The sequence below is a fragment of the Affinundibacterium nitidum genome (genome assembly GCF_014284155.1).
GTDB classification, from domain to species: domain Bacteria; phylum Pseudomonadota; class Gammaproteobacteria; order Burkholderiales; family Burkholderiaceae_D; genus Undibacterium; species Undibacterium nitidum.
Map to the genome: position 1 here is coordinate 1,008,281 of NZ_JACOFZ010000001.1, position 17,040 is coordinate 1,025,320.

12 protein-coding genes are annotated in these 17,040 nt (G+C 47.8%); 7 read left to right on the forward strand and 5 right to left on the reverse strand.

The features are described 5' to 3' along the window. Positions 1–265: 265 nt before the first annotated feature. The 3 genes from H8K36_RS04385 to H8K36_RS04395 form a co-directional block, all read right to left on the reverse strand. Positions 266–2,242, reverse strand: coding sequence for a peptidase U32 family protein (locus H8K36_RS04385; RefSeq protein ID WP_186914907.1), 1,977 nt, complete (start codon positions 2,240–2,242; stop codon positions 266–268). Between the two features lie 95 nt (positions 2,243–2,337). After that, positions 2,338–5,826, reverse strand: a complete 3,489-nt coding sequence (locus tag H8K36_RS19265; protein ID WP_186914906.1) for a response regulator — start codon at positions 5,824–5,826, stop codon at positions 2,338–2,340. A 256-nt stretch (positions 5,827–6,082) separates the two neighbouring features. Continuing rightward, positions 6,083–7,825, reverse strand: coding sequence for a M1 family metallopeptidase (locus H8K36_RS04395; protein ID WP_230404287.1), 1,743 nt, complete (start codon positions 7,823–7,825; stop codon positions 6,083–6,085). A 203-nt stretch (positions 7,826–8,028) separates the two neighbouring features. Here H8K36_RS04395 and dacB point away from each other — a divergent pair, with 203 nt between their 5' ends. Further along, complete coding sequence (dacB, locus tag H8K36_RS04400; RefSeq protein ID WP_186914905.1) at positions 8,029–9,480, forward strand: D-alanyl-D-alanine carboxypeptidase/D-alanyl-D-alanine endopeptidase; 1,452 nt, start codon at positions 8,029–8,031, stop codon at positions 9,478–9,480. A gap of 288 nt (positions 9,481–9,768) precedes the next feature. Then, a complete protein-coding gene (locus H8K36_RS04405; protein WP_186914904.1) occupies positions 9,769–9,966 on the forward strand; it encodes a hypothetical protein in 198 nt (65 codons plus the stop codon). Between the two features lie 82 nt (positions 9,967–10,048). On the opposite strand, the gene H8K36_RS04410 is transcribed toward H8K36_RS04405, so the two are convergent. Continuing rightward, the gene (locus H8K36_RS04410; protein ID WP_186914903.1) at positions 10,049–10,912 is read right to left on the reverse strand and encodes an HDOD domain-containing protein; all 864 of its coding nucleotides are present in this window, start codon (positions 10,910–10,912) and stop codon (positions 10,049–10,051) included. 250 nt (positions 10,913–11,162) lie between these two features. Next, complete coding sequence (locus tag H8K36_RS04415) at positions 11,163–11,627, reverse strand: CreA family protein (protein WP_186915730.1); 465 nt, start codon at positions 11,625–11,627, stop codon at positions 11,163–11,165. Positions 11,628–11,775: 148 nt separating this feature from the next. On the opposite strand from H8K36_RS04415, the gene H8K36_RS04420 reads away from it, so the two are divergent. The 5 genes from H8K36_RS04420 to modB all read left to right on the forward strand — a co-directional run bounded on the left by H8K36_RS04420 (position 11,776) and on the right by modB (position 17,020). After that, positions 11,776–12,159, forward strand: coding sequence for a hypothetical protein (locus H8K36_RS04420; protein WP_186914902.1), 384 nt, complete (start codon positions 11,776–11,778; stop codon positions 12,157–12,159). A 213-nt stretch (positions 12,160–12,372) separates the two neighbouring features. Beyond that, positions 12,373–14,676 (forward strand): TonB-dependent receptor, encoded by a 2,304-nt coding sequence (locus H8K36_RS04425; RefSeq protein ID WP_186914901.1) that lies wholly within the window; start codon positions 12,373–12,375, stop codon positions 14,674–14,676. A gap of 16 nt (positions 14,677–14,692) precedes the next feature. Further along, on the forward strand, positions 14,693–15,214 hold the full coding sequence (locus H8K36_RS04430) for a YcnI family copper-binding membrane protein (RefSeq protein WP_186914900.1): 522 nt from the start codon (positions 14,693–14,695) through the stop codon (positions 15,212–15,214). A gap of 338 nt (positions 15,215–15,552) precedes the next feature. Further along, positions 15,553–16,311, forward strand: coding sequence for a molybdate ABC transporter substrate-binding protein (gene modA, locus H8K36_RS04435; protein WP_186915729.1), 759 nt, complete (start codon positions 15,553–15,555; stop codon positions 16,309–16,311). A 28-nt stretch (positions 16,312–16,339) separates the two neighbouring features. After that, positions 16,340–17,020, forward strand: coding sequence for a molybdate ABC transporter permease subunit (gene modB / locus H8K36_RS04440; protein ID WP_186914899.1), 681 nt, complete (start codon positions 16,340–16,342; stop codon positions 17,018–17,020). The last annotated feature ends 20 nt before the right edge of the window (positions 17,021–17,040 follow it).

Consider the following 17,040-nt stretch of genomic DNA (forward strand, 5'->3'; position numbering starts at 1 on the left):
CACCATGAGCGGCAACACTTCCTTAATCGCAGTTTTCATGCCAGGTCAAAAACTCTCAAATATGAACAAAGTTAGTGAAATTTAAGCGCAAATCATCTAACTTACACGTCCAGAGTAAATTTTTTTCATGTAAAAAGATGTTTACTTTATATCTATTTAATTTTGAATATCGCGTTTTATGCCGACACTTTTCAAAATAAAAAACCGATGAACTTTCTAGCTCATCGGTTTTGTGATGTCTCGCAACACTACTTTTGCGAGAGGACTACTGAGGTCGTGTTTTGTGAAATACCAAAGGGCTCACCACGGTCGTCGGTGGAGGTGATTTCAAGATATGTGGCTTCATACTACCCATCACATGCATCTCGCACGGTTTGCAATCAAAACGTAGCGTGAATTTCTCATCGCCATTAACTAAGGTCATCGGCTCAGCTTTCACCTGACCTTGTACACCGGTCACACCTTTCGCCTGTTTAGGGCAAAGATTGAATGAGAAACGCAAGCAGTGCTTGGTGATCATCAACGGCACTTCACCCGCTTCTTCGTGAGATTCGTAGGCAGCCGCGATTAGCTGCACCCCATGTTTCTTATAAAAGGCGCTGGCTTTATGGTTATACACATTCGCCAAATAGCTTAAGGTCGTCTCCGGATAAGGTACCAAAGGCTCTTCCGCAGCTTCGCGCAATGGGCGTTTCCACTGACGCACACGCTCTAGCTCATGCTGAGCGATCGCGTCGCGTCGCAGTGCATTCATTTGCGAGCTAGGTACAAACCAAGGCTGGCTCAATTGCAAATCGATTTGTTCTACATAAAACATGGTATTACCAAGCTTAGACAGCGCATCTCGCAAACTCGCTTCGGCTTTTTCCGCTTGTTGCGCTGGCTCCAACGCAAGATCGATACGGGTCACTGTGTTGATACCATCCGCATCAGACAACTCTAATTGCAAGCCTCGTGTTTGTTCCAGCTCATACTCAGACAACTTCATCCACAGGCCCAATTTGCGGTCAGCCGACTTTTTAGTGAGCGCCATTTCCCATTGCTGATCTCGATTGCGATGAACTGACATCCCTATTTTCAAGCTCACGAACTCGGCCATCTTTTCATTAGGATGCACACGCCAGATAGTGCCGTTTTCATTCGTGCTTTTCTTCTCGACCGTATTGGCCTGAACACCAACCACTTCACGTTTGTGCATGTAGTTCAGGCCATCGCCATTAGCGAGATCTTCGTTGGTTTCTAATTCAAACCAATCAGGCCCCAAACGGGTGACATAACCGATATGCAAACCCACGAACTTCGGCGAATCAAAAGCGCCAATATTATCGAGGCGGCCATTGGCGAAATACGAAGTGTGTCCGCGGTGGAAAGTTTTATCGACATTTGGTGTAAAGGCGATTTGCGTGTGTCCACTAGAGGCACGATAAAACTCTGGCCGACGTTCCAAAATCTCGTCTAGCAAGAGACGATAATGTGCTGTGATGTTCTTTACATAGCCCATGTCCTTGTATCGGCCTTCGATTTTCAAAGACTGAATACCCGCATCGAGTAGCGCTTCCAAATTGGCGCTCTGATCATTGTCCTTCATCGACAATAAATGTTTATCGTAAGCGACGACACGACCTTGGTTATCACTCAGGGTATACGGCAAACGACAGGCTTGCGAACAATCACCACGATTGGCGCTACGACCATCTTTCGCATGCGAGATATAGCATTGGCCAGAGAAGGCCACGCATAGGGCGCCATGCACGAAATATTCGAGTGGCGTTTCAGTTTGTGCTTTGATCGCTTTAATTTGTTCTAGCGTTAACTCACGAGCCAGCACCAGTTGGGAGAACCCTGAAGCGCCAAGGAAATGCGCCTTTGCGGGTGTGCGAATATCACACTGCGTACTGGCATGAATTTGTATTGGGGGAATATCGAGCTCCATGATGCCCATGTCTTGCACGATCAAGGCATCCACACCAGCATCATAAAACTGGTGAATTAACTTCTGTGCTGGCTCGAGTTCAGTGTCATGCAAGATGGTATTTAAGGTGACGAAAATGCGTGCATGATAGCGATGCGCAAATTCCACCAACTTGGCAATCTCGCTGACTTCGTTACTAGCATTATGACGCGCACCAAACGATGGGCCGCCGATGTATACCGCATCAGCACCATGCAAAATCGCTTCGCGGCCAATCTCTACCGTTTTCGCCGGAGACAATAATTCAATTTCGTTTTTACGTAAGCTCATGGCTAGCCAGCCCAGGGAAATTCTCAGAAGGCGCGATTATACCTTAGGGTCTAAGGACTAGGATTTTGCACCTAGGATTCAATATCAAAAAAACATTATGGTTGTTGATCGAGCCAAGACTGCGCCTCGTTGATGGTGGTATCGAGTACTTGTTTAATTTGTACAAACAAAGTTTCGATCGCTGCTTTTCCTACATCACTGCTCGCTTCGTCTGCTTTTAATGCAGATTCAAGCTCACGCGACATACCCACAAAGGCGACTGCACCCAAGGTCCCCAAAGAACCACGCATAGTATGAAACGCGCGGGCAGCATCATCGATTCGTCCTTCCTGCCATGCGGCACGACCTTGTTCGAATTGCAATTGCCCCTTGGTGACCATGTTCTTAATCAGACCAATGAAGGTGGCCCGATAAGCTGGATTTCCTTCGCAGAAAGCCATAAAGCGATTGGGGTCAAAATATTGCGACGACTCGTGTGATTCAGCACTTTCCGCAGCACTGCTTTGTGGCTGAACACTGTCCGCACCCGAAAAATCGACACCTCGTTTGTGCAAATGCGCTTCTAAGGCTCGCTGCAATTGCGCTGCCTCAAGCGGCTTGCTGACGTAGTCGTCCATACCCGCTTGCAAACACATCTCACGATCGCCATGCATCGCTGCCGCTGTCATGGCAATAATACTTGGTTGTTTGATTGTGGCACGACGAATAATTTTTGTTGCATCGAGGCCGTCAAGATTGGGCATATGGAGATCCATCCATACCACGTCAAACCCAAGTTTTGCTGCTTCCGCTGCCATTACAGCATCGACTGCCTCACGCCCATCTGTCACCATTTTGGCTTGATATCCCAATCGTTCTAGCATCATGCCCGCAACTTTGCGATTGGTCGGATTGTCATCCACAATCAACATTCGCTGTGGAAAACGCTGGCCATAGGTTTGTGCGTTACCAATGCCGCCCGCACTCAAGGCATCTGTTTTAGTGTTTGTCGCCGCTCCGATAAAAATCGTTGACAAGGTATCGACCAAACTCTGCTCTTTCAATGGCTTGAGCAAATAGTGCGCGAACAATTGATCTTTGTCTTGTTCCCGATTATCGACAAACTTACTGCACAAGACGAACGGCAAATTCTTAAATGCATCGAATTGTTTCAAACGTGTCGCCAAGGCAAAGCCGTCAATTTGCGGCATGTGCGAATCGATCATGATGATGTCGAAAGATTTTCCAGCACTGAGAACATGATCCAACTCAGGCATGCTTTGCGCTGTATCCACTTGAATACCAAGATGCCTTAACCGATTTGAATACACACGCAAGACATGTTGATTATCGTCGATCAATAATAATCGTTTGTTTTGCAACGCTGCAGTAAATGTTTGGTCCCTTGCGTCAACGGGTGCGTCTTCAAAGGCCTCGGCATTAAGAGTTACGGTAAAAATCGTTCCTTTACCGATTTCACTAGCGAGTGCAATATCGCCACCCATTAACTGTGCCAATCGCTTACTAATCGCTAAACCCAAGCCAGTACCACCGTATTTGCGTGTAGTCGCCGCATCGATTTGAGTGAAGGCAGCGAACAAGCTATCGACCCGGTCTTCCGGAATACCGATACCTGTATCTTTCACTTGTATTTGTACTTGACTGCGACCATCACAATCTGCTCTCGCGACCATGATGGCAACCTCGCCTTTATCAGTGAACTTCACTGCATTGCTGACCAGATTCAAGACAATTTGGCGAACGCGGGTAACATCGCCAAGAATCAATGGCGGCACATGTTCATCAATTTCGTATAAGAGTTCCAAGTCTTTTTGGTTGGCGTTTTGTGCGACCAAAGAAAAACTTTCTTCAATCACTGTCTGAAGCGATAAAGGCTCGCGTTCAAAGCTCATTTTTCCAGACTCAATTTTAGAAAAATCGAGAATGTCATTAATGATCGTGAGCAAGGCATCGCCGGAGCTGCGGATCGTATCGACATAGTCGCGTTGCTCAGCATTGAGTTCGGTGCCAGTCAATAAATCGGTCATACCGATCACGCCATTCATTGGCGTCCGAATCTCATGACTCATTGTCGCGAGAAAAGCTGCCTTAGCATTCGCTGCTTGTAAGGCCTCCTCAGTCTGATGTTCAAGATCTCGGGTGCGCGCCAAGACCCGCTCCTCGAGTTGAGCATTCTGTGCTAACAAGTCATTTCGAGCTTGCTGCAGCACTGTCGCCGTATTGTCTAGCTCATGACTAATTTGTTTGAATTCAGCAAAATTCGTATTTAAAAAATCACGTTCGAATTGACCATCGCCTAGTTTGACGGTGGCGCGGGCAATTGCGCTAATACTTGAATTTAAACGACTCGCAAACAAAATCGCGAAAATAGAAGCGACCGCTGCCAGGCCAACTGCCAAGAAAATGGTGCGTTGACTTTTCTCCCGAATCACAAAATTGAAATCTTCGGCGGGCGCAGCAATTACCAATCGCCATTCGGGAAAATTAAGATCGGAGCGACGATCTAACGACTCTTGGCCCTGCAATTTACTTGGATTTAAACGTAAAGCGTGGGCTAATATCAGCTGCTGATCTTGGACAAAATCAAAGTTAACGCATCCACTTTTTGCTTGGCAACGTGGATCTTGCTGACGCGTTTTACTAGACAGCGCCTGAGCATCTAAAGCAGCTTTCTTTGATAAGGAATTAGCGCTAGTCTGCTGCATCACAAGTGGCAAATTAAGCATGGCATCTCGAATCAATGCCGATTTTGCTTGCGCGGCATTAACGCGCGGCACATCAACTGAACCGACGATATCTTCCTTGGTTGAAGAGGCAACCAAAGCACCATTTTTATCCACGATAAACGCTATCGCATTCGGACTGATTTGAAGGTTTTGCAGTGATTCACTCAGCAGCCGGAAAGAAACATCAAGCGCTAACACCCCGGCGATCTCGCGCTTCTCGTTGCGGACAACAATCGAATGCGCGATTTGCAATTGGCTGCGAGAAAACGAAGGATAAACATCCGTCCAAGCACGGCGATCGAGACCTCGCCCGTCGGCATCCGCGGCAGCCAATGCTGCGGCAAACCAAGGACGACTATGCGGCACATATTCCGCATTGTCTTTACCATCGTTCTGACGACGATCCAAAGGCTTAGCGCTGCGGTAATGGGTGCGCCGTGCTTCATTCGGGTTTTGAACTAAAACCTGAGGTAAAGAATCCTCTTCGTAAATATCGATCGCACGATAACCGCCACTAATCGGCGCAAAAGAAATAAATTTGACGAGGCGGGTCCCCCGCAGAGCACCCCAAGCAACTTCCTCGAAACGGTCTAAAGAAGAAAAATTACGTGGGTCTGGCTCACCGCCGACAGCGTCTCCATAACTAGAGAAGAAGTCCATGAGACGACTGGGCTCTGCCAAATCAGCATCGGCCGCCTCGCTAGCGCGCAAGCTAGCTTGAATCATCACGCCATGCGCCGCCTCCACCGCTGTCTGCTGCGCCGCGCGATAAGAAAACCATGTGATCAAGAGTGCGGGCACCAACACCAGCATCCCAACTGCCAATGGCAAAAATAATTTCAGTTGAATATTTTTCACAGGGCTCACACAGAAGACGAGGCGAAAAACATCTGTTTCCGCTATGAAATGAGTATCTTTCTCAGCGTCTATGGTGTCAACTTATTTTTTTCTTTTAGGCAATGTTTTGCGTCCTTGATGCGAAAACACCAAAGCCATTGGCAAAACAGCTTGGCATTTAACTATTTTTCTTAATTTTTATTTTGGACAAGGTCAACAAAAAAGGGAGAAGTAAAATCCCTCTCCCTTTGAAAATACCAACCAAAAAACTCTTGAATTACTTGGCACGAGCCTTTCGGCGAGCAGCGGCATCGGCAGCAGCTTGTTCGATACGATCTTCATCCCGCAATACTTTCGAACCTGGGTCAATCGTATAAAGCGTATTAGCAGGAACCTTCAATTCGCCTTTGCCATCTTTCATCGGCACCACATGAATGTGATTCCCTACACGCACTTCCACCGGCAACGAAAACACGCTTCCATCAGCAATTTGCCAGTGCAACTTCAAGTGACCGGACTCCAACAAAGTTGAAAGCTTTGGTAATTTAGGCTGCATCAAATACGCCTTAAAGAACCAATTCCAATCTTTTTTGGTGAGCTGATTGACTATTTGGATGAACTCTTTCGTCGTGCTATAGCGAGGCGAGAAATTACCTGGCTTTGGATCATCACGACCGTACAGCAAGCGACGTATCGCTTTGAAAAATAAATCATCACCGATTTGCCCACGTAAAGTGTGCAACATCAATGAACCCTTAAAATACACGTCATTGCCAGCACCATTCGAAACATCATGCTCACTCATCGAATGCCCCGTGACGATAGGGAATTTATTCACGATGCGGCTACGTTGTTCGTGCAAGCCCACCTGAAAATCACGTTCGCCACGCAGATATTGCAAATACAAAGGCTGCATATACGACGCAAAACCTTCATGCAACCAGAAGTCATCCCAGTTTTCATTGGTCATTTGATTGCCAAACCACTCGTGCGAAAATTCGTGGTGCAACAACCAATCATAACCATGAGGCGACTTAGTATAGTCATTGCCATAGGCGTTGATAGTTTGATGCTCCATCCCTAAGTGCGGAGTTTCAACGACACCCATTTTTTCATCGCCAAAAGGATAAGGCCCGAAACGGCTCTCAAAAAAATCGAGCATAGGAGAAAATTCAGCGAACAATTCTTTCGCCTTTTCTTTATTCGCAGGCAGATGCCACATCTTCAAAGGGATGCGATTGCCGAAGCGGCTTTGGTATTCACCTTCCATCAATTCATAAGGGCCGACATTGATCGAGATGCCATACGTACTCGGATTTTTAGTTTTCCAATGATAAGTTCGCCAGCCATCTCTCTCGTCCATGCCTTGAGCGACTCCATTGCCCGCCACCACTAAAGGTGCAGGCACGGTAATGTGTAGGGTCGCTAGCTGCGGCTTACCCATCGGGTGATCGATACATGGCCAAAACAAGTCGCAGCCTTCTCCCTGCACCGCAGAAGCGATCCAAGGTTCACCTGTCGGCGTTTTGCTCCAGACAAAACCTCCATCCCACGGGGCACGAATCGCGATCCGAGGTACGCCATGATATTGAATCGCTACTTGGGCTAATTCTCCTGCTTTGAGCGGCGAGGGTAAAGTTAGAAACAAACGCCCTTCTGGATTACTGATCGCCTCTGCGGCTAACACCACACCGTTGACGCTGACCTTGTCGATTGGCAGATTCCTATCCAGCTCTAATACCACGCGTTTGAGTTCGGACTTGGCGCGTAAGTCCAAGATCGCCTTGCCTTCGATACTGCGCGTACTCGGATCTAATTTGAGACTCAAATCGACCTTCTCGAAAATACTTGCCAACTGCTCCGCCGTGCGGTCGGTGCCCGAACTCATGGTAAAGGTGGTCGGTTGTGATGACATTGGCAAATTGGCGTTGGCGTTGTTCTGCGCCATCGCAATATGAGTAGGGATCAGCCCACTGGTGCAAACAAGAACACAAGCGGTTGCAAGAGAAGAGAGTTTCATATGATCTGCATTTCAATTCAAGAGTAAACGAGGAAAACCACGTGTGAGCAATCAAGGCATCGCTAGCTTAATATATCTAGACCTTTTAATCACGAAAAAGTTCGCACTAAAATGAAAACTAGTCTTGTCGTCCAAGATCATCAAACACCTCCATCGCTTTAACAGTCATGGCATACTTCGCTTATCTCTAGAAGGAATTTTCCATGCGTTTCAATTCAGCACTTACTTTGCTCGCTTTCGGCTTTGTATTACACAGCCACAGTTTTGCTCAATCTAAGTTACCGAGTTCGGTCGAAGCACAGCTCAAGAAAGCAGAACTATCTGCAAGTAGTTTAAGTGTAATTGCAATGCCCGCAAGCCAAGGTGCGGCAATCTTAAATCATCAAGCTGACCGTGCATTCGCACCAGCGTCGACGATGAAATTATTGACGACCTTTATCGCGCTCGACAAACTTGGGCCAGCTTACAAATGGAAAACGCAGTTTCTCGTTGAAGATGCAATCCAAGATGGTGTACTGAATGGCAAACTTTATCTACGTGGTGGCGGTGATCCCAATCTGAGTTTTGAAAAGTTCGGACTTATGCTCAGAGCCTTACGCCAAACAGGCCTGCGCCAACTGAATGGAGACCTAATACTCGATCGTCAGTTTTTCCAACCTAATCGACCTGAGATTGGCGCCCCTGCTTTCGATGAAAACCCAGATGCCTATTACAATGTGATTCCTGATGCTTTGCTCATTCACAGCAATATCACGGCTTTCATGATTGATAGCAGTAACGATAAGATCAATCTCCGATTGGCCACACCGATGGATGGCATACCCTTACGCAATCAATTGAAGTTAAATAATCGCCCGTGCAACGAATGGAAAACCGGTTGGCAATCACCGCAAGTCGTTGTCAATGCCGAAGCAGAAGTCGAACTGGTGGCCAACGGTAGTTTCCCGAAGAATTGCCAAACCATTGCCTACCTCAATATTCTCGACCGTAACGCCTATATCGCGAGCATGTTCAAAGCTTTGTGGACAGAACTAGGTGGTGAGTGGACAGGTAAGGTGCAAGATGGCGTGACGCCCAGCACCGCTAGCCTTCTACATGAAAGGCAGTCTGAAACCTTAGCTGACACGCTGCGCATCATTAACAAGTTTTCAGACAATGCGATGGCGAGAATCACCTTCCTCACCTTGGGTGCGGAGTCAGGGTTGTCGAAGCAATTGGGTGACAGCAATCAAGCCGCCAATGCCGAGATTAGAAATTGGTTCGCTAAGAATAAACTCAATGACCAGGGCTTAATTATTGAGAACGGCTCTGGCTTATCACGCATTGATAGGATCAGCGCTACCCAACTGGCATCGATTCTTCGCCTCGCGAATAATAGTTTCTGGCAAGCGGAGTTTGCCTCTAGCCTACCGATTGTAGCGCTTGATGGCAGCATGAGAAATCGACTCAAAGCGAGTGCGGCCGAAGGCCGTGCGCGCATCAAAACCGGGACACTTAGAAATGTAATGGCAGTTGCAGGCTATGTGAGAGATCCCAACCAACAAGATTGGATCTTGGTCGCTTTTATCAACACTGAAGATGCTAGCGCCATGCGTGGCAAAGCCGTATTAGATGAGTTAATTAATTGGCTAGCTAGCGGGCGCGCGTCAAATTAATCTGACTTGTCTTAAGTTTAAGATTGGAGTGCCATGAGCAGCAGCGGCTTTCCATTCATCGCATTTTATCGACGTGCAAGCGCAGGTTTCCGCAATTCGTCGCAAACCTAGGGCATGCGTTATTCAGATTGGTTACAGTCACACCATCAAACACTGATAACCGAAATCTATACACGTATGAAAAGTTTTCACCGCCCCTCAATTTATCTCGACCTAGCGATGATGAGCATCGTCAGCTCCGCTCTTAGTTTGAGTTTAATTATCTGTTTCTTATTTTAAGGAGAAACCATGTTCACCTTCTTGATCTGGATTTTTCTATTTATCGTTTGCTGGCCATTAGCACTACTCGCTTTAGTGCTCTACCCGCTGGTATGGCTTATTTCTTTACCATTTCGCTTGTTGGGTATCGCCTTCGATGGCGTGTTTGAACTGCTTCGTGCGATCTTCATGCTGCCGGCACGCGTCTTGGGTGGCGGTAAGCGCTAAGCAGTAAGCAGTAAGCAAAAATCGATAAAGAAAGCGGACGTGATGTCCGCTTTTGGTTTTTATCCATCAACGCCCATTGAACCTAGTGCGGCTGGTTAAACAGCTCTTGCAACTCGTCGCACCAATCTTCTGCATCGTGCACGCCAATACCTAGAAACTGACGCACGCGCTCACTGCTCTTAAACCACTCTGAAGAATTTTCCTGGCCTTCGTATTTTTGAATCGCATATTCGGCCAACGCTGTCAGTGCGATCAAACCACGCACCGACTCATCGGTCGAAGTATCTTCCAAGCTCGCATAGTCGTGATGCAGCAAGATAGCGGTCGAAACTTGTTCCGGTAAGCCCCAGGTACGAGCCATCAAGGACCCGATTGAAGCATGATTAGTGACGTGCTGTTCTTCCTCAACATCAGTCAAAGCAAATTCAAAAGAGGTATTTGCTTTTTTCCACGTCTCGGCATAGCCCGGAAAACGCTCCATCAAAATCGGTACGCCAATATCGCAAAACAAGCCAAAGGTGTGTGCCACGTCTGGTGTACAAACGGGCAAGCGTTTGACCATCGCACTTAAAGCTTGTGCGCGTTTTGAAGAGATGTCCCAAAATTTTCGGAGAGATTGACCTTGTGTCGCAATTGATTGACGCGCAATAATACCCGTCATCACTAAGCCTGTTTGACGCATGCCCAACAAATCGACCGCATGGTCTACCGATTGTGCCTTTAAACGTAAACCAAAAAAAGAAGAGTTCGCGAGCTTCATCAATGAAGCGGCCATCGCCACATCATTCGCAATAATGCGCGCGAGTTTACGCGGGTCTGGATCGTCTTTATTCAATTCCTTCTGCATTTCGACCAAGAGGCTTGGGCGCGGTGGAATTCGAATAGTACTAACCAAACTGTCGAGCGATTGCTTGTCAGCGACCACTTGCTTGACTTGTGAATTCATTGCTTTGTCGTATAGGGAGTATTTTTTTGATTCAAATAAGACTGGAAAACCAACGCACAAAATGAAGCGACCTTAGTTTCTGCTTCATCACCATTGCACCAGCACCACCAAATTTGCGCGCCTTGCAGCCAGACAAGACGCTTATTTCATTAGCCTCTATTAGAACTTATTTCCACAAGGAAATCAATTCCATTACCCTAGACTCACTCATTAAGTATCTAAAATTCTACTTAAATAATCACTTAAATAGCTACTTAACTGGAATCATCGTCGTACGATCAACTGGCACCGCGGTCACACTATTCTGTGGCGAACCATCAATCAATTTGTCGGAGTACGTCAAATACACCAAAGTATTACGTTCAACATCGACCATGCGTACGATACGTAATTTCTTAAACAAGATGGAAAGACTTTGGTTGAATACTTCTTCTTGCTGCTTTAAGGGTTTCTCAAAACTGATTGGTCCGACCTGACGGCAAGAAATCGAGGCCTCGGCTTTGTCTTCGGCCAAACCAAGGCCGCCTTTGATACCGCCGGTCTTAGCACGCGACACATAACAGGTTACGCCTTTCACTTTCGGGTCATCATAGGCATCAACCACGATTTTATGATCGGGATCGATCAAAATAAAGGCCGTATCTACACTCCCTACCTTCTGTGCCATCACCTGCGAACCAAGCATCATAGAGCCCAACAATACCAATGCTTTCATGCATGTATGTAATCGCATATGTACTTCCTTAAAGTTTAATTCGTTATCAAATAAAAGCAGCATAGCCTAAAAGATTCGATCAGATTTAACATCGGTCAAATGCAGGCATCTTTCCACGTTACGTGCTGCGGTGTTAGAATCTCGCCTCATGAAAGCCTTTTCTCCATTCAAACTATCACGTCGCTTGATTATCGCGGTGTTATTCCTTTACGGATTAACGCTCGGTATTGCTACTGCTGCGCCAGTGATCAATAGTTTAAATGGCGAAGGCATTTCAATGATTTGTACCAGCACTGGCGTTAAGTTCGTCACCGCCTCAGGCAAAATCGTCGATGGTAAAGCGAGTAGCCATACGCTCGATTGTTCCTTCTGTATGCCCAGCGCAATTACACCAAGCTTGCCACAACTCGACGCTGCACCTCCGGTACATACGCTCTCTTACGCTACACAAAGTATTCCCTCGGCGCGTTTGGCCGCCATTGTCTCAGCCCCACTTCCACCTCGCGGGCCACCCGCACTCAACGCAATCTGATACTGAATTCGCCTCAATGTTGTATTTGAGGCTTGATGTTTGGTATCGCTCCCGTTTCTGATCATTCGTTTAGACGAAAAGCTCACGTTTTAGCACGCGAACTCGCGTCTTTGCTTCTCCGAACCTCGCTTTGATCAGGCATCTACAAGATACCTAGAGCCCAAAACCCGGCGCCTTATTGTGCGTTTGGCTCTTGATTGCAATGAGAACACAATGAAATCTTCTACACCTATTATTCTGCGTCGTACCGCTTTAATCATCGCTTTGTCTGCAGCATTTCCCGCTTTTGCCAACGATAACAATAGTGACCAAGATGCCCAAAAAGCGATAGCTGAACGCGTCATCATCAAAGGCGATAAGCCCACTACCCTACCAACTGAAATCCCGACGACAATCGAAGGCATCAACGCCAAAGCGATTGAAACCACGATCAATGCACTCGATGCAGAAGACGCTTTGAAATACTTGCCTAGTCTCTTGGTGCGTAAGCGTTACGATGGCGACTACAACCACGCTGTACTGGCGACACGCGCTTCTGGCACAGGTAATAGCGCCCGTTCTATGGTGTATGCAGACGGCATTTTGCTATCGAATCTTTTAGGCAATGGTGCAGGCTTTACACCACGTTGGGGCTTGGTCACACCAGAAGAGATTCAACGCGTTGACGTGTTATATGGCCCATTCTCCGCCGCCTATGCAGGCAACTCTGTCGGTGCAGTGGTTGACTACGTCACACGCATGCCCGAAAAATTTGAAGGCCACGTCAAACTTGCTGGCTTCACTGAGAACTTCCAAGAAGTTGCCACGGATAAAAGCTATAGCGGTCATCAACTGAGCGCCAGCCTTGGTAACAAACAAGGTGCCTTCTCATGGTGGGTCAACGTGAATCGCATGGACAGCGATAGTCATCCTTTGGTCTTTGCCAATAAATTGCTGTCTGCGGGCACAGTTAGCACTGCCGGCAAACCTGTGACTGGCGCAGTGGCAGGCCGCAATCCTCAAGGTTTAGACTGGTGGCTGATCGGCGCCACCACGCAATACCACACGATACAAGATCATGCCAAAATTAAATTAGCCTATGAGATTACACCGACTGTGCGTGCCAGCTATACGTATGGCATTTGGCGCAACGATATGAATAGCGGTGCAGAGAGTTATCTGCGTGACGCTAACGGTGCAGCGGTCTACAGCGGCGACGTCAACATCGCAGGACGCAAGTTCACGATTAACCCAACTGACATCGCCAACAGCAAAAATGATTTACAGCACGTGACACATGGCTTAAGTGTGAAGAGCAATACCAAAGGCGAATTTGATTGGGAAGTCGCTGGTAGCATCTACGACTATCAAAAAGATATCGCTCGCGCGCCGACAGTCGCCATTCCAAGCGCCGACACTGGCGGTGCTGGACGCATCACCGATGGCAGCGGCACAGGTTGGAATACCTTGGCACTCAAAGGAATCTGGCGCCCGAACACCGAGCACACTGTAGAGTTTGGCTATCAACGTGAAGCTTACAAACTACGTACTTTGGTATCGAACACCACAGATTGGATCAACGGTGCTGCAACGACACGTTTCTCTGCCTTCCAAGGCAACTCAGAGTTGTCTAGCTTCTATGCGCAAGATGCTTGGCGTATCAACTCTGTATGGAAAACGATTATCGGCGGCCGTTTCGAGCAATGGTCAGCACATGATGGTGCATTGTCTAATGCCACGACCACGCTGCCATTCGTGAAACGTGATGAGAATGAATTTTCACCCAAGGCGGCGCTGGCTTTCCGCGCTGCTGACGATTTAATTCTCAAAGCATCGATCGGTCGTGCAGTACGTAATCCGACGGTTTCTGAGCTGTATCAAGGTACGGTATCGACGCAAACCATCGTTAATAATGATCCTAATCTGAAAGCGGAAAAATCTTGGACCAGCGAATGGAGTGCTGAACAGTCTTTAGACAATGGTAAAGGTTTGTTGCGCACCACCTTCTTCCATGAAGACACGAGCGACGCGCTGTATTCACAAACAAATACCTTGGTGACGCCGAATATCACAAATATCCAAAACGTCGATAAGATTCGCACCAATGGCTTAGAAATCGCCTACCAAGCGAGTGATGTGTTCGTGCCAGGTTTGGATGTCGCATCGAGTTTGACTTACGCCGATTCCATCATTACCAAGAATGACAAGTTCATCAAGAGCGTCGGCAAATGGCAACCACGTGTACCAAAATGGCGCGCCAACTTTGTGGCGAGCTATCGTGTCAACGATCAGCTGTCGACCACATTAGGTGTCCGTTATAGCGGTCGCCAATACGGTTCCCTCGACAACAGCGATGTCAATGCCTTCACTTACTTAGGCTTCTCTAGCTTCCTCGTCGCTGACGTGCGTGTGCGCTACAAAATCGACAAACAATGGACAGCCGCTGTTGGCATTAATAACCTCAACAATAAAAAATATTGGGCTTTTCATCCGTACACACAGCGTAGCTTAGTTGCGGAATTGAAGTTCGATTATTAATCATCAAGGAGTTCACATGAAAAAATTAATTTGCCTGCTGTCGTTGTCGTGTTTTTCAACCTACCTCTCTGCCCATGTCGGCCTTGAGCAGCCTAAAGCAGTAGCCGGCAGTTACCATAAACTGACCTTCAAGATCGGCCATGGCTGCGAAGGCACCGGCACGCATATGGTGAAAGTGAGCTTACCGGAGACAGCAATGGGCGCGAAACCGATGCCAAAAGCGGGATGGAAAATCGACACCGCGATCGCCCCCTTGAGCAAGCCTTATACCTCTCACGGTAAGACCATAGAAAAAGATGTACGCGAAGTGACATGGAGTGGAGGTCTCTTACCTGATGCGTTTTACGACGAATTCTCGATTCAAGTCAAACTCACCGACACTCCTGGCAAGGTCTATTTCAAAGTCACACAATTGTGCGAAAAGGGGCGATGGGATTGGGTGGAAATTCCTGCAGAGGGGCAAAGTGCGAAGGGCTTAAAGGCACCAGCGCCCGTGCTAGAAGTTGTCGCGCCAGATTCGGAAGTGCCGCATCATTAAGGCGGACGAGTGTTTGTGTCGAATTTTCTACCAGTATCATCGTCTTTCCAAACTTGGCTGTGATGGCTTTGGTACTTAGGTATCGACACAGCTTCAGCCAACAGCAAAATCAATTCATCGTCACTCCTGCGCAGGCAGGAGTCCAGTGTCTTTTGTTCATCAACCAACGTCGCTAGATTCCTGCCTCCGCAGGAATGACAGCTGTCTCTTTCTGCTTCCCATCTCCTTAGCTAAACCTATTCCAAATCAAGTTTTCAGCGTTTCAAATAGCGAAGCGCTATATACCAGTGTATATTACGCTTTTTAGCCCAGCTATTTCAGGACGAAATCGACCAATGATGCTGACAACTTTGCTACGCCCTTTCATCAGCCTTGCCTTGCTCTTTAGCATGGCAACCTCAGCTTTTGCAGGCGAGCTCAATGTCTCTGCCGCTTCTAGCCTGACCAATGCTTTCAAAGACATCGCACAGAGCTATCAACATCAATACCCAGGCACCAAGCTGCAACTCAATTTCGCGGCGTCTGGCGCGCTGCTGCAACAGCTCGTCAAGGGCGCACCGGTCGATGTGTTAGCGACAGCCGATCAAGACACGATGGACGCCGCTGAAAAACAAGACCTGATCCTAATCAAAGAAAGAAAAGACTTCGTGCGCAATAGCTTAGTCTTGATTCAGCCGATGAACGCCACCATCAAAATCGCACGCCTCGAAGATCTACAACAAGGTGCGGTGAAACGCATTGCCATCGGCAACCCTGCCAGCGTACCAGTCGGTCGTTACGCGCAATTAGCGCTGCAAGCGGCACGTGTCTTGCCTAGCATTGAAGGCAAACTGATCAATACCGTAAACGTACGCCAAGCGCTGGACTACGTGGCGCGTGATGAAGTGGAAGCCGGCTTTGTGTATGCGAGCGATGCGGCTCTCATGCTCGATAAAGTCAAAGTTGCTGCGCAGATCAAGATCGACAAAACCATTACCTATCCCGTTGCGGTCACAAAGGATAGCAATAACCAAATCGAAGCTAAACGTTTTGCGCAGTTTTTAGCTTCACCCACTGCACAAGCCATTTTCAGAAAATATGGTTTTAAGCCACTGTAACTCACCACTTCAGTAAAAACAGACCAACATGGACATCGCCTGGACCGCCCTCCTACTCTCACTCAAAGTCGCTGGACTCGCGACTTTGATTAATTTAGTGCTGGGCATAGGCTTAGGCTTTTGGATGGCACGGCGACGTTTTTGGGGACGCGAGATTCTCGATACGATCTTGACCTTGCCGATGGTGATGCCACCTACTGTCTTGGGTTACTACCTACTGGTCTTGCTCGGCAAAAAAAGCTGGTTAGGGGCGTGGCTGTATCAACACTTTGGTATCAATCTGATTTTTACTTGGCAAGCGGCCACCATCGCCGCTGCAATCGTGGCTCTGCCTTTAGTGATCAAACCTGCTCGTGCGGCGTTTGAGGGCGTTGATAGCCAGCTCGAACAAGTCGCACGCACCATGGGTTTATCCGAAACGGCGGTCTTCTTCCGCATCACTTTGCCGCTGGCTTGGCGCGGCATTTTGGCGGGCGTTTTACTCGGCTTTGCTCGCGCACTCGGAGAATTCGGCGCGACCTTGATGGTGGCTGGCAGCATCCCGGGCAAAACGCAGACGTTGTCGATTGCCATTTACGAAGCAGTACAGGCTGGTGACGATGCCCTAGCGAATACCATGGTGCTCATGGCATCCATCGTTTGTATTGTGATCTTACTGGCAGCGGGTAAATTAGCGCCGGGCAGGGTTGCTCACCTCGCGCCTAAATAACGCAAAAAAATACAGCAAAA